Raw genomic sequence first — 26,314 nt, 5'->3', positions numbered from 1 at the left:
ATCGTGCGGCCTATGCCATACTGCTGACGGTAGGTGAAACGCCCCGGCCTGCTGATGCTGGAGGAAAAAACCGAATGAAAGTTTTGGAGTCCATAGCGATTGACGATGCCCAGCCCGGCATGCGACTGGCCGAGGCAGTCGCGGATGCGATGGGGCAGGTGCTGGTGCCGGCCGGCAGCGAACTGACCGAAAGCATGCTGCAGGGTTTGCGGCGGCGGGAGATCGCGGCATTGACGGTCGAACGCGAAATCGAGGAAGACTCGGCGGCCCGTGAAGCGCGGCGGGCGAGGGTGGTCGAGCAACTCGACCAGCTTTTCCGCAAGGCCGGCGACGGCGCCGAAACCCGGCAGTTGTACCAGGCCATCCTCGATTTTCGTCTGGAGCAGCCGCAATGACGCCGCTTGATCGGGAGCGGGTTGTGACCCGCCTGAAACAGTTGCCGGCCCTGCCGAGCGCCATTACCGAGCTGCTCGCGACCTTCGGCGACGAGGAGGTCGACGTCGGCAGCATCGCCCGAAAAATCGCCCTCGACCAGGGGCTTACCGCCCGCGTGCTGCGGGTGGCGAATTCTTCCTTCTATGGCTTGCAGCACAAGGTCGGCACGATCAACGAGGCGGTTGTGGTGCTCGGCTTTCGCGCCGTCCGCAGCATGGTGCTGGCGGTCGGCATCAACGGGGCATTTCGGGTCGATCATTGTCCTGGCTTCGATACCCGGAACTATCTGCGGCACGGCGTCGCGGTCGGCGTCACCACCCGGCTGCTCGCCCCGCTGACCGGTCACAACCCGGAGCTGGCCTTCACCGGCGGCCTGTTGCACGATATCGGCGCCCTGGTTCTGGCCGCCAACTTCCCCGAGCCGTACGCCGCGGTACTGGCGCATCGCACACAACAAGATTGTTTTCTGGTTGTCGCCGAGCGCCACATTCTCGGGATGGACCACGGCGAAGTCGGCGGACTGCTGGCCGATACCTGGCGCTTTCCGCTGGCGCTGCGCCAGGCTTTGGCCGACCACCATGCGCCGGGGAGGGCCGAGCCCGGATCGCTTGCCGAATTGATCCACATTGCCGATGCCGTGGCGCATGCCCTGGGCTACAGCGGCGCCGATTCGGAAATGGTGATGCCGGTCGATGGCACTGCCTGGCAGCGCCTCGGACTGGATGCCGAAAAAATCCGCCCCGTCCTGCCGCGGGTGGTGAGCGGCGTCGAGGAGGCCGACCAGGCGCTCAGCGTCTGATCGGCAGGACCAGGCGGGCGAGCAGCCCGCCCTCTGCGTTGGGCAGCAGCTCGAGGCGGCCCTCATGCAGGCGTGCCACGCGCTCGACGATGGCCAGGCCGAGGCCGGTGCCGCCAGCATTGCTGCGCGCCGAGTCGAGCCGGGTGAAGGGGCGCTTCAGGCGATCCACCTCGTCGGCGGCGATGCCCGGACCGTGGTCTCCGATTTCAATCCACAGTTCGTCAGCGATCGCCTGTGCGTTCAGCGTGATCTCGCCGCCACCATATTTCCAGGCATTGTCGATCAGGTTGGTGACGGCGCGGGTCAGGGCTTTCGGGCGCAGCAGCATGGTCGGCGCGGCACCGACGGTTACCGACAGCGGGTGGCCGACGCAGGCCTGGCGGTCGGCGATGCCCTGCAGGAGGCTGGCCGGATCGGTTTGTTCCGCCGCCTCGCCGGAATCGGCGCGGGCGAAATCCATGAACTGGGAAATCACCGCTTCCATCTGCCCGATGTCGGCGATGACCGCCAGGCGGGCGCCTTCGTCGGCAATGCTCATTTCGGCTTCGAGCCGCAAGCGGGTGAGGGGCGTGCGTAGGTCATGCGAGATGCCGGCCAGCACTTCAGAGCGATCCTTGTCGTGGCGCTCGAGATCGCGGGCCATGGTATTGAAGGCATGGGCCAGGCGACTGAGTTCCTCTGCCCCGTCTTCCGGCAGGGGGGCCGGTATTTGGCCGCGACCAACGGTTTCGGCGGATTTCGCCATCGCCTTCAGGGGGCGGCTGATGCGCGAAGCGATCAGCCAGGCGACAGCCAGGGCCAGGGCAATGGCCAGCAGGCCCCAGCTCAGCCAGTGGCCGGCAATGCTGCGTGTGGCCCGTTCGCGCGGCAGGACCAGCCAGTACTCCTCTTCATCGGTTTCGTCGAGACGAAAGCTGACCCAGAATCCGGGCTGGTCATCGACGCTGGCGGCCACTCGCGTATGCTCGCCCAGGCGGGTGCTCAGTTCGCGCTGGAGCAGTCGGTGAAAACGGCTGTCGGGCATGGCTTCAATGCGGTCTTCCGGCTCGGCCGGGAGCAGGCGAATGCCTTCGCGGGTCGAAAACTCCATGAACAGATTGAGGCGCTTGTCCGGGGCGGCGGCGAACAGCGAGGCGCGGATCAGATTGACCGCGGAGGCGGCCAGTTGCGCCGTTTCCCGGGCGCGCGGTTCGGCCTCGATGTAACGGAACAGGCTGAGCCAGGCCGCCGTGGTCAGCAACACGAGCCAGGCGAGCAGCAGGAAAGTCCGCGCCAGCAGCGTGCGCGGCATCATTCGCGTGGCGTACCGTCCGGCACGAAGACGTAGCCGAAGCCCCAGACCGTCTGCAGGTAGCGGGGCTGGGCGGGATCGTTCTCGATCAGCTTGCGCAGCCGCGAAACTTGGACATCGATGGCGCGGTCGAACGGCCCCTGCTCACGGCCGCGGGCCAGGGTCATCAATTTGTCGCGCGACAGCGGCTGGCGCGGGTGCTGGAGCAAAACCTTGAGGACGGCGAACTCGCCGGTGGTCAGCGGCAAGATTTCGTCGCCGCGCTTCAGGGAACGGGCCGCGAGGTCGACTTCGATATTGCCGAAGTGAACCGTCTCGGCCTCGTCTTCCGGTGCGCCCGGCGGCCGGTTGCCCTGGCGGCGCAGCACGGCGTGGATGCGGGCAAGCAATTCACGCGGGTTGAAGGGTTTGGGCAGGTAGTCGTCGGCGCCCATTTCGAGCCCGACGATACGGTCAACATCGTCGCCCTTGGCGGTCAGCATGACGATCGGCGTCAGGTCGCCGGTGCCGCGCAGGCGACGGCAAATGGTCAGGCCGTCTTCCCCGGGCATCATCAGGTCGAGCACGATCAGATGGAAATGCTCGCGGCTACGCAGCTTGTCCATCTGTTTGCCGTCGGCTACGGCTTTCACCGTGAAGCCTTGCTCGCCGAGATAACGGGTCAGCAGATCACGGAGGCGGGCGTCGTCGTCGACAACGAGAAGGTGAGGGGTTTGTTCGTTCATGCGGGCAAGGATAATTGCGGTCGGTGAATGAAGCGTGGGAAATGGTAACAAGGAATTGCCACGCCGCCGCAGGAAACATTCTTTTACACTTCCGGCCAGTGGTCCGCGCGGGGCGGACGGACAATGACCGCAGATGAAAACTGTTCTAGCATCGATCGCCATGAAACGCTGTCTCGTCCTCGCCCTGTTGTTCCTCAGCCTGTTCGGTGGGGCCGGTACTGGCTGGGCGCAGGGTTATTGGCGCGATCTGCCGCCGGAAGAACGCCGGCAGATGCGGCAGCAAATGCGCGAACACTGGCAGCAGGATCGCGACATTCAGCGTGATGAACGGCGCCAGCGCTGGCGGGACGTGCCGCCCGAAGACCGACGCCGGATGCGCGAGGAAATCCGCGAGCAGCGTGACTGGCAGCCTTATCGCGATGGGCGGGGCGGACACGGCAGGCGCCGCGATTGAAGCCCCGAGCAGGGCGTGCCTCCGGTAAAATGGCGCCCCATGCTGATTCTTGCCCTCGAAACCTCCACCGAACTTGGCTCCTGCGCCCTCTGGCGTGATGGCGAAGTGGTCGAGAAACTCTGCCCGACCGGGCGCTCCCACTCCGAAACCTTGCTCCCCCTGGTCCGCGACCTGCTGCGCGATGCGGGGTTGAAAGTCAGCCAACTCGATGCCATTGCCTTTGGCGTCGGGCCGGGCGCCTTTACCGGCCTGCGCATCGCTTGTGGTGCGGCCCAGGGTTTGGCAGTGGCCGCCAGTATCCCTTTGATTCCAGTCACCAGTCTCGAGGCGATGGCGGCGCTGACCGGCGCCGAGCGCGTGCTGGCGCTGCTCGATGCGCGGATGGGTGAGGTCTATTCCGGCCGCTATGTGCGAGTGGCCGACGGTTATCGGCTGGACGGCGAGATTTGCGTCGCCTCGCCGTCCAACGTGGCGCTGCCCGGTGATTCCGTCTGGCTGGCCTGCGGCAATGCGCCGGTGGCCTATCCCGTCATGCAGGAACGTTTGACGGCAGCCGGTATTGACGTGCAGCCAGGGGTTCTGCCGACCGCTTCGGCCCTGGCTCGGCTGGCGGCGCCGCGTGCCGAGCGGGGCGAGGGTATCGACCCGGCGCTGGCGGCGCCACTCTATATCCGCGACAAGGTTGCCAAAACGGTGGCCGAGCGCCTGGCCGACGGCGGACGGGCGTGAGCGAGCTGTCAATTTCGGCCGAGTTTTTCCCGATGAACGAGCACGACCTCGATGCCGTGGCGGCGCTCGAAGCATCGCTGCAGACATTCCCCTGGTCGCGGGGCAATTTCGCCGATTCGCTGAGCGCCGGCTACAGTGTCTGGGTTCTGCGTCTGGGTGGCGACCTGATCGGTTTTTCGGTGGTCATGTCGGTCATCGACGAGGCGCACCTGCTCAACATTGGTGTCTGCAGGCGTTACCAGGGGCAGGGCTATGGCGCCCGGCTGCTGCGCCACGCCATGGAGTGTGCCCGGCTGGGTGGGGCACGCATGCTGTTTCTCGAAGTCCGGCCCTCGAACGACAAGGCGGTCGAGTTGTATCGGCACTTCGGCTTTCGCCAGATCGGCCAACGCAAGGGCTACTACCCCGCGATCGTCGGCCGCGAGGACGGATTGATTTTTGAGAAGGAACTGGCATGAGCCTGAGCCGCGAGCAGATGCTGGTCGAGATGGGTATTTCGCCGATATGGGTGTTGCGGGAGAACGAACAGCCGGCCGCCGAATCCGTTACTGCCCCGCTCGCCGTTGCCGCGACCGGACAGCCCGAGTTGGCTCCGCCGCTACTGCAACCGACGGCAGCGCAGCCAGCTCCGCCGATCGCTCCAGCCGCTCCGCTTGGTGCGTCGGGAATGGCCGATATCGACACCCTGGATTGGCCGGAACTGGCCAGGCGGGTAGCGACGTGCCAGGCCTGCCCGCTGTGTCAGCAGCGCAAGCAGGCGGTGCTTGGGGTCGGCGATTTGCATCCGGACTGGCTGTTTATCGGTGAAGGGCCGGGCGCCGACGAGGATGCCCAGGGCGAGCCCTTTGTCGGGCAAGCCGGAAAGCTGCTTGACAATATGCTGGGCGCGCTCGATATCGCACGCGGCAACAAGGTCTATATCGGCAATGCGGTGAAATGCCGGCCGCCCGGCAATCGGACGCCGGAAGCAGCGGAACTGGCTGCCTGCCGGCCTTATCTCGAACGCCAGATTGCATTGCTCAAACCGAAGATCATCGTCCTGCTCGGCAAGGTCGCGGTGCACAGCGTGCTGCACGACGACAAGTCGCTCGCCTCGTTGCGTGGCAAACGTTTTGAGTATGCCGGGATTCCGGTCGTCGTGACCTATCACCCGGCCTACCTGCTGCGAAACCTGCCGGACAAGGCCAAGGCCTGGGAAGATCTGCTATTTGCCCGCCGCGTCTTGCGTGAAGCGGCCAGCCCGGTGCTGCCGTTCTGACCGACGGTTAGTGATGGGCCGAGTCGTCCAGATGCTGGACGTCGTCCTGAATCCTCTGGTTGGCGAGATGGCGCAGACGGATCATGTACATCAGTCCGCTGACGAAGAGGCCGAACAGCGTGACCACCCAGTGGATTGACAGGTCCATCCGGATCATCAGGTAGTAGAGCCCGGTCATGATCAGGATCGACAGATTCTCGTTGAAATTCTGCACCGCGATCGAATGGCCGGCCCCCATCAGGATGTGGCCACGATGCTGGAGCAGGGCGTTCATCGGCACCACGAAGAATCCGGAAAGGCCACCGATCAGGATCAGCAAGGGCACGGCCAGCCAGATGCTGTTGACGAAGTTCATGATCAGAACGATCAAACCCATGGCAATGCCGAGCGGGATGACCCGTACCGATTTACGCAGCGTGATGTACTTGGCGGCTACGATGGCGCCGATGGCGACGCCGACCGCGACCACCCCCTGCAGCAGGGACGCTTTGGAGAGGCCAAGATCGAGTGCGGTATCGGCCCACTTGATGACGATGAATTGTAGTGTGGCTCCGGCGCCCCAGAACAGCGTGGTGACCGCCAGGGATATTTGCCCCAGCTTGTCGCGCCAGAGTAGCGCCAGGCAATGGTTGAATTCGTGAATCAGGAAGAACGGGTTCTTCTTCAGCTGCTTGTGATCGACACCGGTATCCGGGACGTAAAGATTGAATAGCGTCGCCAGTAAATAGAGTACGGCAACGATCGACAAGGCCATTTCACCGACGGTATCGACCCCGGTGTTAATCAGCGGAAAGTCGAAGGCGAGCAGGACCTGGGAAATTTCCGGGCGGATCAGGGTGCCGCCGATGACCACCCCGAGAATGATGGCGCCGACGGTCAGGCCCTCGATCCAGCCATTGGCGACGACCAGCAGGCGATGCGGCAGGTATTCGGTGAGGATGCCGTATTTGGCCGGCGAGTAGGCAGCAGCGCCAAGGCCGACGACGGCATAGGCGAGCAGCGGATGGGCACCGAAGAACATCATGCTGCAACCGACGATCTTGATCAGGTTGCTGATGAACATCACGCGACCCTTTGGCATCGAGTCGGCAAAGGCGCCGACAAACGCCGCCAGCACGACGTAGGAGACCGTGAAGAAGGTTTTGAGCAGCGGTTCGTACTCGGATGGCGCATGCATCTCGCGAAGCGCGGCGATGGCGGCTATGAGCAGAGCGTTGTCGGCCAGCGCGGAAAAGAACTGCGCTGCCATGATGATGTAGAAGCCAAATGGCACTTGGACTTTTGTCTCGTTATAACTTTGGTCGAGGGTTATACCACGCTTTGGAAGTGGCGCAAGGCTTGCGGTGCGGTTCGAGTTGTGTATCGGCGGGCCGGTTAGCGCGAATCGTGATGGGGTGGTGGAGAGCCTGACGGTGCGAGGTTAAATTGCGATGACAGCATCGGAAATGCCGCAAGGACTCCTGAATTTTGATCAAAACCCGAAGTGCCCGGCGGAAGCGTTCGAGAATGTGATTGAATATCGCCCGCACTCATAATGGAGAACCATCATGGCTGACCGGCGCTTGCAGGTCTTTCATGCCGTAGCCAAAAATCTGAGCTTCACCCGCGCCGCCGATGCACTATTCATGTCTCAGCCGGCGGTGACTTTTCAGATCAAGCAACTCGAGGAGCAATACGGTACGCGACTGTTCGAACGGCGCCACGGCGGCATTTCGCTGACGCCGGCCGGCGAACTGGTGCTTTCCTTCGCCGAAAAGATTCTCGCCCTTTCTGACGAGATGGAAACCCGTCTTGGCGAAATGACCGGCGAGATGCGCGGCCCGCTGCTGGTCGGAGCCAGCACGACGATTGCCGAGTTCATGCTGCCGCGCGTGCTGGGCGAATTCAATGCGCTCTACCCGCAGGTCAGGGCGCGGCTGTTCGTCGCCAATTCCGAAAGCATCGAAGGACGGGTGGCCGAGCACACGCTCGATATCGGCCTGATCGAGGCGCCGGCCAAACTTCCCGGGCTAGCCAGCCAGATTTGCTGCGAAGACGAGTTGCAGGTGATCTGCACGCCGGACTACCCGCTGGCCGGCATGACCTCGGTCACGCCGAAAGTGCTGGCCGATTATGAATTCATTTCCCGCGAGCCGGGTTCAGGGACCAGGGAAATTACCGACAGTTATTTCCGCGCCCACAAGATCGCTCCGGAAACGCTGAAGACCCAGATGGAGCTGGGGAGCCCGGAGGCCTTGAAAGGCGTCGTGTCGACCGGCCTCGGATTTGCCATCGTCTCGCGGGCCGTGGTTGACAAGGAGATCCGGCTCGGCGGACTGGTCGCCATTGCGTTGCATCCGCCATTGAAACGCAGCCTCTATCTCGTTCATCCCCAGGACCGTTTCCAGTCGCGGCTGGCCGCGACCTTTATCGACTTTGCCAAGAGCAAACTGAAAGATCTGGCTTTATGAAGACTTCCCGTCCCATCCGGGCGCGTATCGCGCCGGCGGCCCTGCTACACAACTATCGCCTGGCCAAGCGTCATGCCTCCAGCGCCAAGGCCTGGGCCGTGATCAAGGCCAATGCCTATGGACACGGCCAGTGGCGGGCGGTCGAGGCGCTGCGTGGCGAGGCGGACGGCTTTGCCATGCTGGAGTGCGAAAACGCCGTCGCCTTGCGCGAAGCCGGCGTCACCCAGCCGATTCTGTTGCTTGAAGGCATCTTCAGTGCGCGTGACGTACGGGCGGTGATCGAGCACCGCCTGACGACGGTGATCCATTGTCTGGAGCAACTCGAAATGCTGGTCCGGGCCGGGCGTTTCGATGCGCCGGTCGCGGTCTGCCTGAAACTGAATACCGGCATGAACCGCCTCGGCTTTACAGCGCCCACCCTGGCCAAGGCCTGGGAGACGCTACGTCAGATACCGCAGATCGAAGTCACGCTGATGACCCATTTTGCCGAAGCCGACGGCGAGCGCGGCATCGCTGGTCAGCTTGAGCGTTTCCGGGCTTTGGCCGGCGACTGGAGTGGTCCGGTCTGTCTGGCCAACTCGGCGGCCATCCTGCGTCACCCGCAGGCGCACGGCGACTGGGTGCGGCCGGGCATCATGCTCTATGGCGCCAGCCCCTTTGCCGAACAGAGTGCTGCCGAACTCGGTCTGCAACCGGCCATGGCGCTGGAAAGTCGAATCATTGGCGTGCAGGATTTGGTGGCCGGCGACCGCGTCGGCTACGGCGGTACCTTCGTGGCCGAGCGCCCGATGCGGATCGGTGTCGTCGCCTGCGGTTATGCCGACGGTTACCCCGGCATGCGCCGAACGGTACGCCGATCGCGGTGATGGGCAAGCGTACGCAGACGGTCGGGCGGGTGTCGATGGACATGCTGGCCTGCGATCTGAGCGCCATCCCGGAAGCCGGCATCGGCGCCCCGGTCACGCTGTGGGGCAGGGGAGCCGCCGGCGAGGTGCCGGCCGACGAGGTGGCGGCCGCAGCCGGCACCATTGCCTACGAACTGTTCTGTGCCCTGGCGCCGCGGGTGCCGGTGGAAATCGGGGATATCTGAGTGGCCAAGGCGAAGTCGATCTACGTTTGTAGCGAGTGCGGGGCGAGCAGCCCGAAATGGCAGGGCCAGTGCCCGGGTTGCAGCGAGTGGAATACCCTGGTCGAAAGCGTGGCCGAGAAAAGCACGGGGCATCGCTTCGAGTCCTTGGCGCCGACGGCACGGTTGCAGACGCTGTCGCAAATCGAGGCCCGTGAAGTCGAGCGGGTGGCGACCGGGATCGGCGAATTCGACCGGGCGCTCGGCGGCGGACTGGTCTCCGGCGGAGTGGTGCTGATCGGTGGCGACCCGGGCATCGGCAAGAGCACCCTACTGTTGCAGGCGCTGGCCCATCTCTCGGCCGAGCACCGGGTGCTCTACGTCAGCGGCGAGGAATCGGGCGAACAGGTGGCTTTGCGCGCCCGCCGGCTTGGCCTCGACACCCGCGATCTGCAACTGATGGCCGAGATCAACCTGGAGCGCATTCTCGCTACCTTGCAGGCGGAAAAACCGCAGGTGGCGGTGATCGACTCGATCCAGACCCTGTGGTCCGATCAATTGTCGAGCGCCCCGGGTTCGGTGGCCCAGGTTCGCGAATGCGCGGCCCAGCTGACGCGGCTGGCCAAGCAGTCCGGCATCACCGTGCTGCTCGTCGGCCACGTCACCAAGGACGGAGCGCTGGCCGGGCCGCGCGTGCTGGAGCACATTGTAGACACCGTGCTTTATTTCGAAGGCGATACCCATTCCAGTTTCCGCCTGGTGCGGGCGATCAAGAACCGCTTTGGCGCGGTCAATGAAATCGGCGTGTTTGCGATGACCGAAACTGGGTTGAAAGGCGTGAGCAATCCCTCGGCACTGTTCCTGTCGCAACATGGCCAGGACGTCGCAGGCTCTTGCGTGATGGTGACGCAGGAGGGCACGCGTCCCCTGCTGGTCGAGATCCAGGCACTGGTCGATAGTGCCCACGGCAATCCGCGGCGCCTGACGGTCGGCCTCGAAGCGCAGCGGCTGGCCATGCTGCTGGCGGTGCTGCATCGCCACGCCGGGATTGTGTGCTTTGACCAGGATGTCTTCGTCAATGCCGTCGGTGGCGTCAAGATCACCGAGCCGGCGGCCGACCTGGCGGTACTGCTGTCGATAACATCGTCGTTGAAAAACAAGCCTCTACCATCGAAACTTATAGTATTTGGTGAGGTTGGCCTGGCCGGCGAGATCCGGCCGGCACCGCGCGGCCAGGAGCGGCTGAAGGAAGCTGCCAAGCTGGGCTTCACCCGGGCCCTGATTCCCGAGGCCAATCGGCCGAAACAGGCGATTGCAGGCATGGAGGTGATCGCCGTTAGGCGCGTCGAGGAAGCGGTGGCGCGGATCCGTGAGTTGGAATAAGCTGCCGGAATACTGATCTCCGCCACCATGTTCAACCTTTCGCGCTACTTCTCGACGGTCAGTTTTATCCTCATCGTGCTGGCGGCCGGGGTGTTGGGACCGTTCTACCGGCAACTTTCGCTGAAGCAGATTACCGAACTGGCCGAAAGCCGTAATGTGGCGATGGCGCAGGTTTTCGAGAATTCGCTGCGCAACCCCCTGGATAATCTGATGGACGCCTCGGTTGGGCGCGATGCGGATTTCCTCAAGCAATCCGTCGAGGCCAAGGAACTGAAGCAGAGCGTCGTTGCCCTGATGCGCCACACGGCGGTGATCAGGGTCAAGATCTACAACCGTCTGGGGATGACGGTCTTTTCATCGGACCCGGCACAGATCGGCGAAAACAGTCTGGATAACGCCGGATTCCGCGCTGCGATGAATGGCGTGGTGACCAGCGATCTGACACATCGGAACAGTATCGATACCTTCGAGGGGGCACGGGCCGAAGTCGATGTGCTGGCGAGCTACATCCCGGTAATGGCCAAGGACCAGTCAATTGAAGGCGTCTTCGAACTCTATCAGGACGTCACACCCTTCATGGTCCAGTTGCAGCGCAGCCTGTGGTGGGTCACGGCCGGCGTTTTCCTGGTCTTTGCCGCGCTCTACCTGATGCAGTACGTGGTGGTGCGACGCGCCCAGCGCATCCTCAAGGAGCAGGAAAGGCATATCGAGGCGGCGCGCGACACATTGGAGATTCAGGTCGAGGCGCGCACCGACGAGCTCAAGCGCACCAACACCCAGCTCAAGGCCGAGATTTCGGAGCGGCGGCAAGCCGAGAGCAAACTCAATTACCTGGCCTATCATGATCCCTTGACCGGCCTGGCCAACCGGCGCTGTTTCATTGAACGGCTGGAGTACAGCCTGCAGGAGTCGGGGCAGGAAGACCAACGGCTGGCTGTCTTGTTCATCGACCTCGACCAGTTCAAACAGGTCAACGACTCCCTGGGCCACGGCGTTGGCGATGAGTTGCTCATCGCTGTCGGGGCGCGGCTTTCCGAACATGTCGGGCTGATCGACATGCTGGCCCGCCTGGGCGGAGACGAATTCATCTGCCTGATGGAAGCGGTACGCAGCGAAGAAGAGGTGGAAATGCTGGCCCGCGAGATCATCGACGCCTTCGACACTCCCTTCCGTCTGGGCGACCATGAACTCTTCCTCTCGGCGTCGATCGGCATCAGCCTCTTTCCGGGCGACGGCTCGAGCGTTCTTGATCTGATGCGCAATGCCGATACGGCGATGTATCGCGCCAAGGCTGTGGGCCGCGGGCAGTTCCATTTCTATACCCCTGAAATGACGCGCGATGCCAGGGAGCGCATCCGCATGGAAAACCTGCTGCGCCGGGCGCTTGACCACGGCGAGTTTTCCGTCCACCTTCAGCCCCAGGTCGATACGCTGAGTGGCAGGCTGGTCGGGGCCGAGGCGTTGGTCCGCTGGAACAGCCCGGAACTCGGTCTGGTCATGCCGTCGAGCTTCATTCCGCTGGTCGAGGATTCGGGAATGATCATCCCGCTAGGCAACCTTGTATTGCGCGAAACCTGCCAGCAGGTGATGCAGTGGCGGCGGAGCGGATTCGACCTGCCGCGGGTCTCGGTCAATCTGTCGGTAAAACAGCTGGAAAGACCCGAGTTTATTGACACCCTGCGTGACATTCTCGACGAAACCGGCATGGATGCCGCCAGCCTGAAGCTGGAACTGACCGAATCGGTGGTCATGGGCGTCGGCGACGCCCGCAGCGTGCTGTTGCGCTTGCGCGAGTTGGGTATCAGTTTGGCGCTGGATGATTTCGGCACCGGCTATTCCTCGCTGAGCTACTTGAAAATGCTGCCGGTGCAGCAGTTGAAGATCGACCGTTCCTTCGTCATGGGCATCGGCAGCAATTCCGGCGACGAGGCGATTATCCGAACCATCATGGAGCTGGCGAACAGCCTGAATTTCGAGGTTGTCGCCGAAGGGGTCGAAACTGACGAGCAAGCCGCCTTTCTGGCGCAACTGGGTTGTCAGCAGTTGCAGGGGCATCTTCACGGACGGGCGGTCAACCCGGTCGAATTTCGCGCCCGCTGGGCGGCAGCTCAGTGATAGCTCTGTCCTGGCGGCTTCTTGGCCGGGAGCTTCGCTCCGGCGAGCTGCGCCTGCTGTTCGCGGCACTGGCCATCGCGGTCGCCGCCGTGACCGCGGTTGGCTTTTTTGCCGACCGCGTACGCCAGACCCTGGAGCGCGAAGCGCAACAGTTGATGGGTGGGGATCTGGTGCTGATCGCCGATCATCCCTTGCCCGAGCGGTATGTCGACGAAGCGCGGCGGCGTGGCCTGCGGATGGCGGAAACCCTGATTTTTCCCAGCATGGTGATTGCCGGCGAGCAAGCTCAACTGGCCGACCTCAAGGCGGTCAGCCCAACCTATCCGCTACGTGGTCAACTATCCACGTCGATGCGTCTCGGCGAGGCAGGGTTGCCGGTGGCCGGCGGCCCGGAGCCCGGTGCGGTCTGGCTTGATGAGCGGCTGGCGACCGCCTTGCAGGTCGGTCCAAACGACCAGGTGATGGTCGGCCGGCAGCATTTTCGCGTCGCGGCGATTCTGACGCTGGAACCCGATCGGGGCATCAACTTCTTCAGCTTGGCGCCCCGTCTGCTGATGCATCTGGATGACATTCCGGCTACCGGCCTGGTCCAGTTCGGGTCGCGACTGCGCTACCGCCTGCTGTTCGCCGGTGACGAAAAAGCGATCAGCCGTTTCAAGAGCTGGCTGAAGGAGCAACTGGTTCTCGGCGAGAGGCTGGAGGATGCCGAGAATGCGCGGCCGGAAATTCGCAACGCGCTGGATCGGGCGCAACGCTTCCTGGGTCTTGCCACCTTGCTGACCGTCGTGCTCTCGGCCGTTTCGGTGGCGCTCGCAGCCCGTCGTTACATGCAGCGCCACCTTGACGCCTGCGCCATCATGCGCTGCCTGGGGCTGACCCAGGGCCGGCTGATCAGCCTGCACGGCCAGCTCTTTGGCTGGTTGGCATTGATTTCGGCGGTGGTTGGCTGCCTGAGCGGTTTTGCCGCGCATTTTGTTTTGGTCGGCTGGCTCAGCAAGATGCTCGCCATCAGTTTGCCCATGCCTGGCTGGCTACCGCTCTGGCAGGGTGCAGCAGTGGCCGCCGTGCTGCTGTTCGGCTTTGCGCTGCCACCCCTGCTGCAACTCTCCAGGGTGCCGACCTTGCGCGTGCTGCGCCGCGAACTGGGGCCACCCCAGCCTTTTCTGCTCGGTGGCTATCTGCTCGGCTTTTGCCTGCTCGCCGGGCTGATCGTCGTCGTCGCTGGCGATGCCAAGCTGGGGGGGCTGGCGATCGCCGGGTTTACAGCAGCGCTCGGCGGGTTTTGGCTGCTCGGGCGGCTCGCGGTGAGCAGCGTGGCCCGTTTGCGCGGACCTTCCAGCTTTGGTTGGCGGCAGGGCCTGGCCAATCTCGGCCGACACGGCCCGTCGGCGGCACTGCAGATCGTGGCGCTGGCCATCGGCCTGATGGCCATGCTGCTGCTCACCGTCACCCGGGCTGAATTGTTCGATGCCTGGCAGCAGAGCTTGCCGGCCGATGCGCCCAATCGCTTCATCATCAACATCCAGCCCGACCAGCGCCCGGCCATAGCCGCGATGCTCTCCGCGGTTGGCGTCGAGGCCGAGCTGGCACCTATGGTCCGGGCGCGCCTGCTACGGATCGGCGAGCAGGCCATCAACCCGGGCAGTTTTCCTGACGACGAGCGGGCGCAACGGCTGGTCGCCCGGGAATTCAACCTGTCGTGGCGCAGTATGCTACCGCCCGGCAACCGGGTGACGGCGGGCCGCTGGTTTGCTCCGGGCGAGGCCGGGCAGGGCCTGGCTTCGGTCGAGGAGGGTCTGGCCCAGACCCTAGGCATCAAGGTCGGCGATGAACTGCTGTTCTCGATTGCCGGCGTCGAGAAGACGGTTCGTGTCAGCAACCTGCGCAAGCTGGAGTGGGATTCGATGCGGGTCAATTTCTTCGTGCTGACTCCGCCTGGGGTAATTGAGGACGTGCCGGCCAGCTACATCACCAGCTTTCATCTGCCGGAGCAGAATCCGGCATTCGGCACGCAACTGGTGGCGCGCTTTCCGAATCTGACCGTGATCGACATCAGCGTCGTGATTGAGCAGTTCCGGACAGTAATGGGGCAGGTTACCCGGGCAGTTCAGTTCATCTTCCTGTTTACGCTGGTGGCCGGCGCCATCGTGCTCTATTCGGCCTTGTTTACCGCGTTTGATGAGCGACGCTACGAAATGGCGGTGATGCGGGCGCTCGGGGCGCACCGGGTACAGTTGCGCCAGGCCATGCTGGTCGAACTGGCCATCGTCGGAGGTATCGCTGGCCTGATCGCCGCCGCCGGTGCCATGCTGCTCGGCCAGGTCATTGCGCAACAGGTATTCCAGATTGAGATGCGCGCCGATCCCTGGTTGCCGGCCATCTCCGCGCTGGGCGGTGCAGTTATCGCGATGAGTATCGGCTGGTGGGCGATGCGTCGGTTGTTGCAGACGCCACCGTTGCTTGCCCTGCGTGCCGCCGGCTAACTGCGCTTCCGTGTCAGCAGCGAGGATGTATTGTTGACCGGTTCACTCAGGTAAAATAGTGCATGGATTCAAATACTCAAATCAGCCGACCGCTGTTCGGCCACCGCAAATACTGGGCCCACCGTTTCGGCCCGGCCCCCTTCCTGCCGATGTCGCGCGCCGAAATGGACACGCTCGGCTGGGATTCCTGTGACGTCATCCTGATTACCGGCGACGCCTACATCGACCACCCCAGCTTCGGCATGGCGCTGATAGGTCGCCTGCTCGAAGCGCAGGGTTTCCGGGTCGGCATCATCTGTCAGCCAGACTGGAATTCGGCGGCCGATTTCAAGAAGCTGGGCAAGCCCAACCTGTTTTTCGGCGTCACGGCCGGCAACATGGATTCGATGGTCAACCGCTACACCTCCGACCGCAAGATCCGCTCCGACGACGCCTATACCCCGAACGCCGAACCCAACAAGCGGCCGGACCGTGCCGTCACCGTCTATGCCCAGCGCTGTCGCGAGGCCTTCACGGGTACGCCCGTAGTCATCGGCTCGATCGAGGCCAGCCTGCGTCGTATCGCCCATTACGATTATTGGTCGGACAAGGTACGCCGTTCCGTGCTGCCCGATTCCAAGGCCGACCTGCTAGTCTTCGGCAATGCCGAGCGGGCCATCGTCGAGGTCGCGCATCGCCTGGCCAAGGGCGAGAAGATCGGCGACATCCGCGACCTACGCGGCACCGCCTTCATGGTGCCGATGGGGTGGCTGCCGGGCGAAGATTGGGACGCCATGGATTCGACCTCGGTCGATACCCCGGGGCCGCTGGTCAAGCACGCCGATCCCTATGCGATGGATATGGGCAGTGCCGCCCCGGCGGCGACGGCACCCGGCGAACATCCGGTCCGCATCGTGTCGCAGGCCGAGCGTCTGGCGGCCCGCAAGGCGCGGCGCGCCCACACCGTCATCCGCCTGCCGTCCTATGAGCAGGTCAAGGACGACCCGGTGCTCTACGCCCACGCCTCGCGGACTTTTCACCTCGAATCCAATCCCGGCAATGCCCGGGCGCTGGTCCAGGCGCATGGCGAGCGCGACGTCTGGCTGAATCCGCCGCCGATTCCGCTGACTACCGAGGAACTCGACGCCGTCTACGAATTGCCCTACGCCCGCCGCCAGCACCCGGCCTATGGCGAGGCGAAGATTCCGGCCTGGGAAATGATCCGTTTCTCGGTCAATATCATGCGCGGCTGCTTCGGCGGCTGCACCTTCTGTTCGATCACCGAGCACGAAGGCCGCATCATCCAGAGTCGCTCGGAAGACTCGGTGATCCGCGAAATCGAGGAAATGCGCGACAAGACGCCAGGCTTTACCGGCATCGTTTCTGATCTGGGCGGGCCGACCGCCAACATGTTCCACCTCAAGTGCAAGGACGAGAAGATCGAATCGGCCTGTCGCCGACTGTCCTGCGTCTATCCGGAGATCTGCGAGAACCTGAACACCGATCACTCGCAACTGATCTCGCTGTATCGCCGGGCGCGTTCGATCAAGGGCGTCAAAAAGGTGCAGATTGGCTCTGGTCTGCGTTACGACCTGGCAGTGCGCTCGCCCGAATACATCAAGGAACTGGTCACCCATCACGTTGGCGGCTACCTCAAGATAGCCCCGGAGCATACCGAGGAGGGCGTGCTCTCCAAGATGATGAAGCCTGGCATCGGTGCCTACGACCGCTTCAAGCAACTGTTCGACCGCTTCTCGCGCGAGGCCGGCAAGGAGCAGTACCTGATCCCGTATTTCATCGCTGCTCACCCCGGGACGACCGACGAAGACATGCTGAACCTGGCGCTGTGGCTGAAGAAAAACAATTTCCGCCTTGATCAGGTACAGACCTTCCTGCCGACGCCAATGGCACTGGCGACGACGATGTACCACACCGAGCGTAATCCGCTGAAGAAGGTCAATCGTACCAGCGAGGAGGTCGGGGCTGTGCGCAACGGCCGCCAGCGCAAACTGCACAAGGCTTTCCTGCGCTACCACGACCCGGCCAATTGGCCGATGTTGCGCGAGGCGCTCAAGGAAATGGGACGCGCCGACCTGATCGGCAATGGCAAGAAACAGCTGATTCCGGCCTGGCAACCTGCGAGCGTGCCCGGCAAGGCCTGCGCCCAACCGGCAAGAGCAAGCCAGAATCAGCCTCGCCAGACGCCGCGTGCGGCGCTGCCCCGCGGCAACGTGGCGCCACGTCCGGCTCGTCCGGGTGGCCCCGTCGCACCGAAACGCAACCTGGCCCCGCGCAAACCACGTTAAACCATAAGACTCAGGGAAGTAGTACAGATGGAAAACACGACCACCACCTATGAAAAAATTGGCGGCGAGGCCGCCGTCGGCAAGCTCTGCGACCGTTTTTACGAACTGATGGATGCCACCCCACAATTTGCCGAATTGCGGGCCATGCATCCGGAAAGCCTGCAGGGGTCACGCGACAAGCTCTACATGTTCCTTTCCGGCTGGTTTGGCGGCCCGGATCTCTTCGTCGAGAAGTTCGGCCATCCGAAACTGCGGGCCCGCCACATGCCCTTCGCCATCGGGACCAAGGAGCGCGATCAGTGGGTGGCGTGCATGGTGCTGGCGATGGAGGATGTCGGTATCCAGGAAGATATTCGCAAGGTGTTGTTGAGTAATTTCTTCAATACCGCCGATTTCATGCGCAATCGCGAAGGCTGAGGTAGGGCGGGGCTCCGGGTCATTTGGGCTTATTGCGCTGCAACATGCGGCGGGCCGAATGTGCTAGAATGCCCGCCTTCCCGATCAAAGACTTAGGTTGCCCGCATGTCCGCTCGCCCCATTCGCAACATCGCCATCATTGCCCACGTTGACCATGGTAAAACCACCCTGGTCGACCAGTTGCTCCGCCAGTCCGGTACTTTTGCCGCTCACCAGCAGTTGGTCGAGTGCGTCATGGACTCCAACGACCTGGAAAAAGAGCGTGGCATCACGATTCTTTCCAAGAACACTGCGGTCGAGTACCAAGGCGTTCACATCAATATCGTTGACACCCCGGGCCACGCGGACTTTGGTGGTGAAGTCGAGCGCGTGCTGGGTATGGTCGATGGCGTGGTCCTGTTGGTCGATGCTGCCGAAGGCCCGATGCCGCAAACGCGTTTCGTCACCAAGAAGGCGCTGGCCCTCGGCCTGCGTCCAATCGTTCTGGTCAACAAGGTTGACCGCGACGGAGCCGATCCTGATCAGGCCGTCAATCTGACCTTCGACCTGTTCGACAAACTCGGTGCGACCGATGAGCAACTGGATTTCCCGATCGTCTACGCTTCCGGCCTCAATGGCTGGGCCGCCATGGAACTGGATCAGCCGCGCGAAAACATGATTCCGCTGTTCGATACGATTCTTCGTCATGTGCCGGCTCCGGATACCGACATCGAAGCGCCGCTGCAGCTCCAGATTACTGCCCTTGATTACTCCTCCTACGTGGGTCGTATCGGCGTCGGCAAGATCAATCGCGGCAAGGTCAAGACCGGTCAGAACGTGCTGGTCATGTTCGGCACCGAAGAAGAAGCTGCAGAACATGAGCGCACCCCGATCAAGGCCAAGATTGGCCAGGTGTTTGGTTACAAGGGCCTGAACAAGATCGAGCTGGATGAGGGCCACGCTGGCGATATCGTCCAAATCACCGGTATTGAAGATCTGGTGCTGGGCTGTACCGTGACCGATCCGGAGCAACCGGAATCGCTGCCGCTGCTCAAGATCGACGAGCCGACCTTGTCCATGCAGTTCATGGTCAACACCAGCCCGCTGGCCGGTACCGAAGGCAAGTTCGTCACCAGCCGCCAGATCCGTGATCGCCTGCATAAAGAACTGCTGACCAATATGGCCCTGCGTGTACATGACACCGGTAACGGTGACGTGTTCGACGTCGCCGGTCGTGGCGAATTGCACCTCGGCATCCTGCTCGAAAACATGCGTCGCGAAGGCTATGAACTGGCCGTCGGTCGTCCGCGCGTCGTCAAGAAGACGATCAACGGTGTCGAGTGCGAGCCGTATGAAATGCTGACCGTCGACGTCGAAGAGGATACCCAAGGCGGCGTCATGGAAAGCCTCGGTATGCGCAAGGGTGACCTGCAGGACATGGTGCCGGACGGTCGTGGTCGCGTCCGTATCGAATACCGTATCCCGGCACGTGGCCTGATCGGCTTCCAGGGCGAATTCATGAACCTGACGCGCGGCAACGGCCTGATGAGCCACGTGTTTGACGAATACGCCCCGGTCAAGGACGGCAGCGTAGCCGAGCGTCGCAATGGTGTGCTGATTTCCCAGGACAACGGCGAAGCCGTCGCCTACGCACTGTGGAAGCTGCAGGATCGCGGCCGCATGTTCGTCAGCCCAGGCGACAAGTTGTACGAAGGCATGATCATCGGAATCCACAGTCGCGAAAACGATCTCGTGGTCAATCCGATCAAGGGCAAGCAACTGACCAACGTCCGGGCTTCCGGTACCGATGAAGCTGTTCGCCTGGTGCCCCCGGTCCAGCTCAGCCTGGAAGCCGCCGTCGAGTTCATCGAAGAAGACGAACTGGTCGAGTTGACGCCGAAGTCGATTCGCCTGCGCAAGCGCTTCCTGACCGAAATCGAGCGCAAGCGCTCCCAGCGGGCATGATTTGATAATCTGGTAATTCTCAGGGCCGCCCGATAAGGGATGGGCTCGGGGCAGAAAAAAGGCGACCAACTCGGTCGCCTTTTTTCTGCCCCGATTTTCCTGTGATGTTGCCTCAGCCTCGGCTTTCCAGCTGGGCCAGGAATCTGGCAGCAAATTCGCTGGCCGGCAGTGGGCGGCTGATCAAATAACCCTGGATCACATCGCAGTCGAGTGCGCGCAAACAGTCCAGTTGCTCAGTGGTTTCGACGCCTTCGGCAATCACCGTCAGGGACAGGTTATGGGCCATGACGATAATGGCGCGGACCAGCGCCTGGCTGCGTTGGCTTTCCTCTGGTGAGGTCAGGTCGATGATGAAAGATCGGTCGATTTTCAGAATACTGATCGGCAACCGGCGCAGATAGGAGAGTGAAGAATAGCCTGTTCCAAAATCGTCAAGGGCGATGCGGACACCCGATTCACGGAAATTCTGCAATTCGTCCAGACTCCCGGTTTCGGCATGGAGAAGCACCGATTCGGTGACCTCAACCTCCAGTGCGCCAGGTGGGAGTCCGGCTGCCCGCAGCTTGTCGAGCACTAGGCGTGAAAGGGCGGGGCGCCAGAACTGGCGTGGCGACAGGTTGATCGCGATTGGCGGCGTATCTCCCGTCAGGCGGCGCCATTCGAGAATATGGGCAATTGCCCGATCAATTACCCAGTCACCGATCGAAATGATCAACCCGGTATCTTCGGCGACCGGAATGAAACGGTCGGGAGGAATGTATTGGCCGGCGTGGCGCCAGCGCAGCAAAGCTTCGGCACCGGTCAGTCGGCGACTGACAGCATCCACCTGGGGTTGAAAATGCAATTCCATCTCGTTTTGCTCGATGGCCATTCGCAGTTGGGTTTCCAGTGTGACGCGTGCCAGCAGACGCTGATTCATCAGGGCAGTATGTGCACGAATCGAATTGCCTCCCGCCGCCTTGGCTTCGTACATCGCCGAATCGGCATTTTTCAGCAGGGTTTCGCCGTCCGCAGCATCATCCGGATAGATGGCTAATGCCAATGCTCGCGCTGGTGAAGAAATCAGCCCCGAACCCGGAGAAGGTCGTGGTGATCAGTTCTCGAAGCTGACCGGCTGCAGTCAGGGCGACCGACAAATCGGCGACCGGTGACATCAGGACAATGAATTCATCGCCTCCTTGGCGAAACAAATGGCAGCCGGCTGGCAGATTGGCTCCCAGGCGCTGGGCAACGCCCTGGAGCAGTTGATCGCCAGCCCGGTGACCCAGGGTGTCGTTGATGTTCTTGAAGCGATCGAGATCGATGAACAAAACTGCAAGGCGTTCGCTGCGTTGCCGGACGCGCTCGATTGATTCGGCGAGTTGTTCGGCGAGTAGGAGGCGATTGGGCAAGCCGGTCAGGTCGTCATGATGGGCCAAGAACTCCATGGCCTCCTGGTGGTTGCGCCGGTCGGTTATGTCGGTAACCGAGCCGACCATTTGGTAGGCCCGACCCCGGCGATCACGGACGGCAATGCCACGCGAGGCGATCCAGATATAGGTACCGTTGTGAGCCCGGACCCGATATTCGCAGTAGAAGTAGTCGGTCTCGCCTTTGAGATGTTCTGCAACGGCAGCATTGTAGAGGGCGACATCATCCGGATGAACCAGTTTTAGCCAGGCATGGGTATCGGGAAGAAAATCTTCCTGATAGCCAAGGATTTCCAGCAATCGACTACCTGTATGGAGTTCTTTGCTGATCGGGTTCCATTCCCAAAAACCATCGTGCGCGGCGAGCATGGCCATTTCGTAAGCCTGTCGCACGCGCCACAACTTGTGCCATTCGCTCCAGACCAAGAGGGCAAACGCACTTAGTGTGAAGGCGAGCAGCGTATTGGCCAGCCAGTCGGTACCGACATGCAGGCGCCAGGCGCCGATGACAAGAAGGGCGAGCAGGCTGGTGGTCAGCCATAGGCGCTGGCGAAGTGATTGTCGGTGCTGCGACGTGTGGCGTCCGGAAGGCGGGTGCATTGACCGGCGGTTTGGTCAGCCGCCAGTCATCGACATGAAACGAACGACCTGCGGTTCATCCATCTGCTTGGTGAAATCGTGACCGTAGGGCTTGATACCCATGCTGTCCATGATGGCCTGGCGCAAGGCATCGTCGCTGCTATGGGCGTGCAGGACCTGGAGCAGGTTGATCGCATCGTTTTGCCCCAGGCAGGGGTAAAGTTCGCCTTTGGCCGTAATCCGCACGCGGTTGCAGGTATCGCAGAAATTGTGACTATGTGGCGAGATGAAGCCGATACGCGATTCGGAACCGGGTATGCGCCAGTAGCGCGCCGGACCACCAGAGTTCTCGGTAGATGGCAGCAACTCAAAGCGTTTGGCCAGAACGTCGCGGGTCTCTTCGGAGGAGATATAGCTGGTGTTTCGACCATGAATATCGCCGAGCGGCATTTCCTCGATAAAGGAAATGTCGAGTTCGTTATCGACTGCAAATTGAACCAAATCTGAAAATTCGTCGTCATTGGTGCCGCGCATCATGACTGTGTTGAGCTTGGTTCGGGTAAAGCCGGCGGCGCGAGTGGCCTCGATCCCTCTCATGACCTTTCTCAGGTCGCCGATCCGGGTGATCTTCTTGAAACGTTCTGCCTGCAGGGTATCCAGACTGATGTTGATGCGCTTCACCCCCGCAGCATGAAGCGGGCGGGCGAAACGATCGAGTTGCGAACCGTTGCTGGTCAATACCAGGTTATCAATGCCGGGCAGGGCGCCCAAGCGCTCGATCAGCCACATGGCGTTCTTACGAACCAGCGGTTCGCCACCGGTAATTCTCAACTTCGTGACGCCGAGTCCGGCGAAAACCGTAACTACGCGAAGGCACTCTTCAAGGCTCATCACTTCGTGGTGCGGCACGAAGGTCATTTCCTCAGCCATACAGTAGGTGCAACGAAAATCACAGCGATCGGTAATCGATAGCCGAACATAAGTAATACGTCGCCCATACTTATCGACCAGCGTGCCGTCGGCGTGCTGTTGAGTTGTTGACACAATGGTCGGCTTGAAGTCGGCAAACCCGGCTGGTGTGGATTCCGGCCTCAGTGTTTCGTTATGCATGGTTTATTTTCGTTGTTGCCGAAAGGGCAACTCAGTTGTCTCATGGGTGATTATCAGTATCGACGCCTCTCCACACAAGTAGATGGATCAAAAACCGTAAAGTTCCTGGCGGCGCGACTCTCCAACTCAGCAAGAGGGCTGGTGCTATTATGGGTCCGATATAGGGACGCATACGGCGATTGCATTGTGAAACTCGGCGACACAAAATCCATGCTGCGAAAAAATTTTGACAACAAAAAGCCCAGGCTTTTGACCTGGGCTTTTTGCTTGAAACATTTGGCTCCCCGACCTGGGCTCGAACCAGGGACCTACGGATTAACAGTCCGGCGCTCTACCGACTGAGCTATCGAGGAACAGAGGTCCGCATTATAGGGAGCGACCCCTCTAGCGTCAAGCATCTTGTAGTATTTTAAGAAGAAAAACCTTGGTTTATGGAACCTAAACTAGTTTACGCAAAAACGCCGACCGGGGACGAGGCGGTAAGGCAAAGTACACGCGTTGTCCAACGCAATCTGCGCATGGTGCTCGTCCTGGTCGACGGCAATCTGACGGTCCAGGATCTGGCCGCGAAGATCGGCAATTTGCATCTGGTCGAAAGCGCATTGCGGGAACTGGAAGAAGGCGGGTTTATCTCGCCTAGTTTCGAAGCGGTGTCGATTTGGGATGACAACAAGCTGCAAGCCCGAAATGACCAGATTTCCGCACTTTCACAATTCTCAACTTTTGGTCCCAAAACGCCCACTACCGAAAAAGTAGCGGGTCCGGGGGAGGTTGGCAGGCATTCCCACTCATTCGACAAACCATCCCCGAGGCCTTCACCGAAGGCGGGAGGCGAAAAGTTTCTGTTTGAACCCGATCGGCCGCCTGAGGTGCTGCTCCGTGACGGCGAGAGGAGGATTTCCGTACGGAAAGCGATCACCAGCGGATTGCTGCTCATCGTCGTTTTGCTGATTGGACTCGGAGTTTTCTATCCTTATGACAATTTGAAGCCGGCAATCGAGAGTGCAGCGACTCAGTACTTGCAGACCCCGGTGAAAATCGGCCATGTTGGGTTGAGTTTTTCACCGATGCCGCTACTGAATCTGGAGGACATCCGTCTCGGGGAGGAAGCCGATTCCCGGATCGAAACAATCCATATTGCATCCCCTCACTTGTTGCTCGGTAGCGGGATGCGCCGGATTCCCAGTGTGACTGCCTCCGGCGCTGCGCTGACCGCCAATCGACTGGTTGCTATCTTCTCGACGCTCGGCGCGGTGCCGGCAAGCTCGGAAAACAAGTTGCTGATTCAGCAACTTCGTGTCGACCATAGTCTGGTGAGCATTCGCGATCTGGCTCTTCATGATATTTCCGGCGAAATTCTGTTCAAGGCGGATGGAACTGTCGAAAGATCGTCATTTCAGGCAGCCGAACACAGCATTCGGCTGGAAGCGGCGCCAAGTCCTCAGGGAATACTGCTCAACATCGAGGGGTTGGGTTGGAAGCCGGGAGGTTTGCCGGCTTCCTTCAGCTCTCTGCAGGCCAAGGGCCTCCTGCAAAAGGACAAGCTGCTGATTCAGAATCTGGATACCGTGTTTCTGGGCGGCATCGTCAAGGGAAACTGGCTGCTCGACTGGCGGAGCGGCTTGGTCATGGCCGGAGAAGCAACGCTGAGCCGGCTGGATTGCCGCATGATTAGCGCAGCTTTTGCCCCATCCTTAAGGCTGGAAGGGGAACTCGGCGGCACCCTCCGCCTGCGGGGCGGCGGCAACGACTGGGAAAGTCTGTGGCACAGTGTTGAGGCCATGCTGGATGCCGATGTTGCCCGGGGCATTTTGCACGGTGTAGACCTCGGCGAAGTGGCTCGTCGCGGAACGGGTTCGGTAGTGCGTTCGGGAGCAACGAAATTTGACCGCCTGCGCGCGAAGCTCACGATCAATTCAGGCCGGACAATGGGGCGCGACGTTCACCTGGATGTCGGCATGATGACCGCCGCAGGGGAGTTTGTGGTCAACCGCGATCGTGTTGTAGATGGCAGTCTGACAGTGGGGATAAAGACGTCGGTATCGAGTTGGGTCGTGCCGGTCCGGATTTCTGGCGTATTGCCGGATCTGGTGGCCTCGGGCACTCAATAAAAAAGGCGAGACCGGAGTCTCGCCTTTGACTGGTGCAACAGGCGATCAGGCCTTGGTGACGGCCGCGATGGCCTTGGCCACGTAGTCCAGATTCTTGGTGTTCAGCGCAGCCAGACAGATGCGGCCAGTGGACACAGCGTAGATGCCGAACTCTTCGCGCATGCGATCTACCTGGGCGGCGGTCAGGCCGGTGTAGGAGAACATGCCGCGCTGCTGGGCAACGAATGAGAAGTCCTGGGTTACGCCTTGAGCCTTGATGGCATCGACCAGACCGGTGCGCATGGCGCGGATGCGATCGCGCATGCCGGCCAGTTCGGCTTCCCACATCTGGCGCAGTTCGGCAGATGCCAGCACGCCGGCAACCAGCGCGCCGCCATGGGTCGGTGGGTTGGAGTAGTTAGTGCGGATGACGCGCTTTACCTGCGACATCACGCGAGCCGATTCGTCCTTGCTGGCGGTGATGATGGACAGGGCGCCGACTCGTTCGCCGTACAGCGAGAAGTTCTTGGAGAACGAGCTGGAGGCGAAGAACTGCAGGCCGGATGCAGAGAAGGCGCGAACGGCCACGGCATCGGCATCGATGCCGTCGGCAAAACCCTGGTAGGCCATGTCTAGGAAGGGCACCAGACCGCGTTCCTGGCAGATGGCGACGACTTCGCCCCACTGGGCATCCGACAGGTCGGCGCCGGTCGGGTTGTGGCAGCAGGCGTGCAGGACGATGACTGAGCCGGCGGCCAGGCTGTTCAGGCAGTCCTTCATGCCGGCGAAGTTAACGCCACGGGTGGCCGCGTCGTAGTACGGATAGTTCTCGACGACGAAGCCGGCGGATTCGAACAGGGCGCGGTGATTTTCCCAGGACGGGGCGCTGATGTAGACCTTGGCGTTCGGGTTCAGGCGCTTCAGGTAATCGGCACCGATCTTCAGGGCGCCGGTGCCGCCGAGGGCCTGGGCGGTGATGACCTGGCCCTTGGCGATCAGTTCGGAGTCCTTGCCTAGCAGCAGGTTCTGCACGGCGGTGTTGTAGGCGGGGTTGCCTTCGATCGGCTGGTAGCCGCGCGGCAGCGCCGCCTTGACGCGGGCATCTTCGGCGGTCTTGACGGCGGCGAGGAGGGGAATCTTGCCGTTGTCGTCGAAATAGACGCCAACGCCGAGGTTGACCTTGGTGCTACGCGTGTCGGCATTGAATGATTCGTTCAGGCCGAGGATGGGATCACGCGGGGCCATTTCCACCGCAGCAAAGATCGAAGAGGACATAAAGACTCCATGGAATA

At 61.7% G+C, this 26,314-nt stretch carries 21 protein-coding genes, 1 tRNA gene and 1 pseudogene; 15 read left to right on the top strand and 8 right to left on the bottom strand.

The annotated features are described in order from the left end of the window. Positions 1 to 74: 74 nt before the first annotated feature. Both NQE15_RS15670 and NQE15_RS15665 read left to right on the top strand, forming a co-directional pair. Positions 75 to 395: a hypothetical protein gene (locus NQE15_RS15670; RefSeq protein ID WP_265942594.1), complete on the top strand. Its 321-nt coding sequence runs from the start codon at positions 75 to 77 to the stop codon at positions 393 to 395. Then, positions 392 to 1,234, top strand: coding sequence for an HDOD domain-containing protein (locus NQE15_RS15665; RefSeq protein ID WP_265942593.1), 843 nt, complete (start codon positions 392 to 394; stop codon positions 1,232 to 1,234). Before NQE15_RS15670 ends, NQE15_RS15665 begins: the two co-directional genes overlap by 4 nt. Here the strand turns inward: NQE15_RS15665 and NQE15_RS15660 are convergent. Then, on the bottom strand, positions 1,224 to 2,528 hold the full coding sequence (locus NQE15_RS15660; RefSeq protein ID WP_265942592.1) for an ATP-binding protein: 1,305 nt from the start codon (positions 2,526 to 2,528) through the stop codon (positions 1,224 to 1,226). The two genes, NQE15_RS15665 and NQE15_RS15660, sit on opposite strands and share 11 nt — an antisense overlap. After that, positions 2,525 to 3,250 carry a two-component system response regulator OmpR gene (gene ompR, locus NQE15_RS15655; RefSeq protein WP_265942591.1) on the bottom strand — a complete coding sequence of 242 codons (726 nt, stop codon included), beginning with the start codon at positions 3,248 to 3,250 and terminating at the stop codon, positions 2,525 to 2,527. Before ompR ends, NQE15_RS15660 begins: the two co-directional genes overlap by 4 nt. 160 nt (positions 3,251 to 3,410) lie before the next feature. On the opposite strand from ompR, the gene NQE15_RS15650 reads away from it, so the two are divergent. The 4 genes from NQE15_RS15650 to NQE15_RS15635 are packed head-to-tail and all read left to right on the top strand — an operon-like array spanning position 3,411 to position 5,691. Then, complete coding sequence (locus tag NQE15_RS15650; RefSeq protein ID WP_265942590.1) at positions 3,411 to 3,704, top strand: hypothetical protein; 294 nt, start codon at positions 3,411 to 3,413, stop codon at positions 3,702 to 3,704. 39 nt (positions 3,705 to 3,743) lie between these two features. After that, positions 3,744 to 4,433 carry a tRNA (adenosine(37)-N6)-threonylcarbamoyltransferase complex dimerization subunit type 1 TsaB gene (gene tsaB / locus NQE15_RS15645; protein ID WP_265942589.1) on the top strand — a complete coding sequence of 230 codons (690 nt, stop codon included), beginning with the start codon at positions 3,744 to 3,746 and terminating at the stop codon, positions 4,431 to 4,433. After that, complete coding sequence (rimI, locus tag NQE15_RS15640; RefSeq protein WP_265942588.1) at positions 4,430 to 4,891, top strand: ribosomal protein S18-alanine N-acetyltransferase; 462 nt, start codon at positions 4,430 to 4,432, stop codon at positions 4,889 to 4,891. The genes tsaB and rimI overlap by 4 nt, the downstream gene beginning before the upstream one ends. Then, complete coding sequence (locus NQE15_RS15635) at positions 4,888 to 5,691, top strand: uracil-DNA glycosylase (protein ID WP_265942587.1); 804 nt, start codon at positions 4,888 to 4,890, stop codon at positions 5,689 to 5,691. Before rimI ends, NQE15_RS15635 begins: the two co-directional genes overlap by 4 nt. Before the next feature lie 7 nt (positions 5,692 to 5,698). On the opposite strand, the gene lplT is transcribed toward NQE15_RS15635, so the two are convergent. Beyond that, entirely contained in the window at positions 5,699 to 6,964 is a 1,266-nt protein-coding gene (lplT, locus tag NQE15_RS15630; protein WP_265942586.1) for a lysophospholipid transporter LplT, read from the bottom strand. 274 nt (positions 6,965 to 7,238) lie between these two features. Between lplT and NQE15_RS15625 the strand changes: the two genes are divergently transcribed. From NQE15_RS15625 to typA, 8 genes and pseudogenes are all read left to right on the top strand, one after another. Then, on the top strand, positions 7,239 to 8,141 hold the full coding sequence (locus NQE15_RS15625; RefSeq protein WP_265942585.1) for a LysR family transcriptional regulator: 903 nt from the start codon (positions 7,239 to 7,241) through the stop codon (positions 8,139 to 8,141). Then, positions 8,138 to 9,231: pseudogene (gene alr, locus NQE15_RS15620) on the top strand (alanine racemase). The gene NQE15_RS15625 and the pseudogene alr overlap by 4 nt, the downstream one beginning before the upstream one ends. Continuing rightward, positions 9,232 to 10,590, top strand: a complete 1,359-nt coding sequence (gene radA / locus NQE15_RS15615; protein ID WP_265942584.1) for a DNA repair protein RadA — start codon at positions 9,232 to 9,234, stop codon at positions 10,588 to 10,590. It begins immediately after the preceding pseudogene. Positions 10,591 to 10,617: 27 nt separating this feature from the next. Then, positions 10,618 to 12,705, top strand: a complete 2,088-nt coding sequence (locus NQE15_RS15610; protein WP_265942583.1) for a putative bifunctional diguanylate cyclase/phosphodiesterase — start codon at positions 10,618 to 10,620, stop codon at positions 12,703 to 12,705. Further along, positions 12,702 to 15,188: an ABC transporter permease gene (locus NQE15_RS15605; protein WP_265942582.1), complete on the top strand. Its 2,487-nt coding sequence runs from the start codon at positions 12,702 to 12,704 to the stop codon at positions 15,186 to 15,188. Before NQE15_RS15610 ends, NQE15_RS15605 begins: the two co-directional genes overlap by 4 nt. 149 nt (positions 15,189 to 15,337) lie before the next feature. Then, on the top strand, positions 15,338 to 17,473 hold the full coding sequence (locus tag NQE15_RS15600; RefSeq protein WP_265950309.1) for a YgiQ family radical SAM protein: 2,136 nt from the start codon (positions 15,338 to 15,340) through the stop codon (positions 17,471 to 17,473). 27 nt (positions 17,474 to 17,500) lie between these two features. After that, a complete protein-coding gene (locus tag NQE15_RS15595) occupies positions 17,501 to 17,890 on the top strand; it encodes a group II truncated hemoglobin (protein ID WP_265942581.1) in 390 nt (129 codons plus the stop codon). Between the two features lie 105 nt (positions 17,891 to 17,995). After that, positions 17,996 to 19,834, top strand: a complete 1,839-nt coding sequence (typA, locus tag NQE15_RS15590; protein WP_265942580.1) for a translational GTPase TypA — start codon at positions 17,996 to 17,998, stop codon at positions 19,832 to 19,834. 112 nt (positions 19,835 to 19,946) lie between these two features. On the opposite strand, the gene NQE15_RS15585 is transcribed toward typA, so the two are convergent. From NQE15_RS15585 to NQE15_RS15570, 4 genes are all read right to left on the bottom strand, one after another. Next, positions 19,947 to 20,807, bottom strand: coding sequence for a putative bifunctional diguanylate cyclase/phosphodiesterase (locus tag NQE15_RS15585; RefSeq protein WP_265942579.1), 861 nt, complete (start codon positions 20,805 to 20,807; stop codon positions 19,947 to 19,949). A 43-nt stretch (positions 20,808 to 20,850) separates the two neighbouring features. Further along, complete coding sequence (locus NQE15_RS15580; RefSeq protein ID WP_265942578.1) at positions 20,851 to 21,843, bottom strand: sensor domain-containing diguanylate cyclase; 993 nt, start codon at positions 21,841 to 21,843, stop codon at positions 20,851 to 20,853. Between the two features lie 15 nt (positions 21,844 to 21,858). Continuing rightward, positions 21,859 to 22,932 (bottom strand): GTP 3',8-cyclase MoaA, encoded by a 1,074-nt coding sequence (moaA, locus tag NQE15_RS15575; RefSeq protein WP_265942577.1) that lies wholly within the window; start codon positions 22,930 to 22,932, stop codon positions 21,859 to 21,861. Between the two features lie 277 nt (positions 22,933 to 23,209). Further along, positions 23,210 to 23,285 (bottom strand) — tRNA-Asn (locus NQE15_RS15570). A 165-nt stretch (positions 23,286 to 23,450) separates the two neighbouring features. Here NQE15_RS15570 and NQE15_RS15565 point away from each other — a divergent pair. Then, positions 23,451 to 25,043 (top strand): hypothetical protein, encoded by a 1,593-nt coding sequence (locus tag NQE15_RS15565; protein ID WP_265942576.1) that lies wholly within the window; start codon positions 23,451 to 23,453, stop codon positions 25,041 to 25,043. Between the two features lie 45 nt (positions 25,044 to 25,088). On the opposite strand, the gene NQE15_RS15560 is transcribed toward NQE15_RS15565, so the two are convergent. Further along, positions 25,089 to 26,297 carry an amino acid aminotransferase gene (locus NQE15_RS15560; protein WP_265942575.1) on the bottom strand — a complete coding sequence of 403 codons (1,209 nt, stop codon included), beginning with the start codon at positions 26,295 to 26,297 and terminating at the stop codon, positions 25,089 to 25,091. Positions 26,298 to 26,314: the final 17 nt, after the last annotated feature.

Origin of the sequence: Dechloromonas sp. A34 (assembly GCF_026261605.1) — a bacterium.
Taxonomy (GTDB): Bacteria; Pseudomonadota; Gammaproteobacteria; order Burkholderiales; family Rhodocyclaceae; genus Azonexus.
This window is presented reverse-complemented; position numbering and strand designations above follow the sequence as displayed.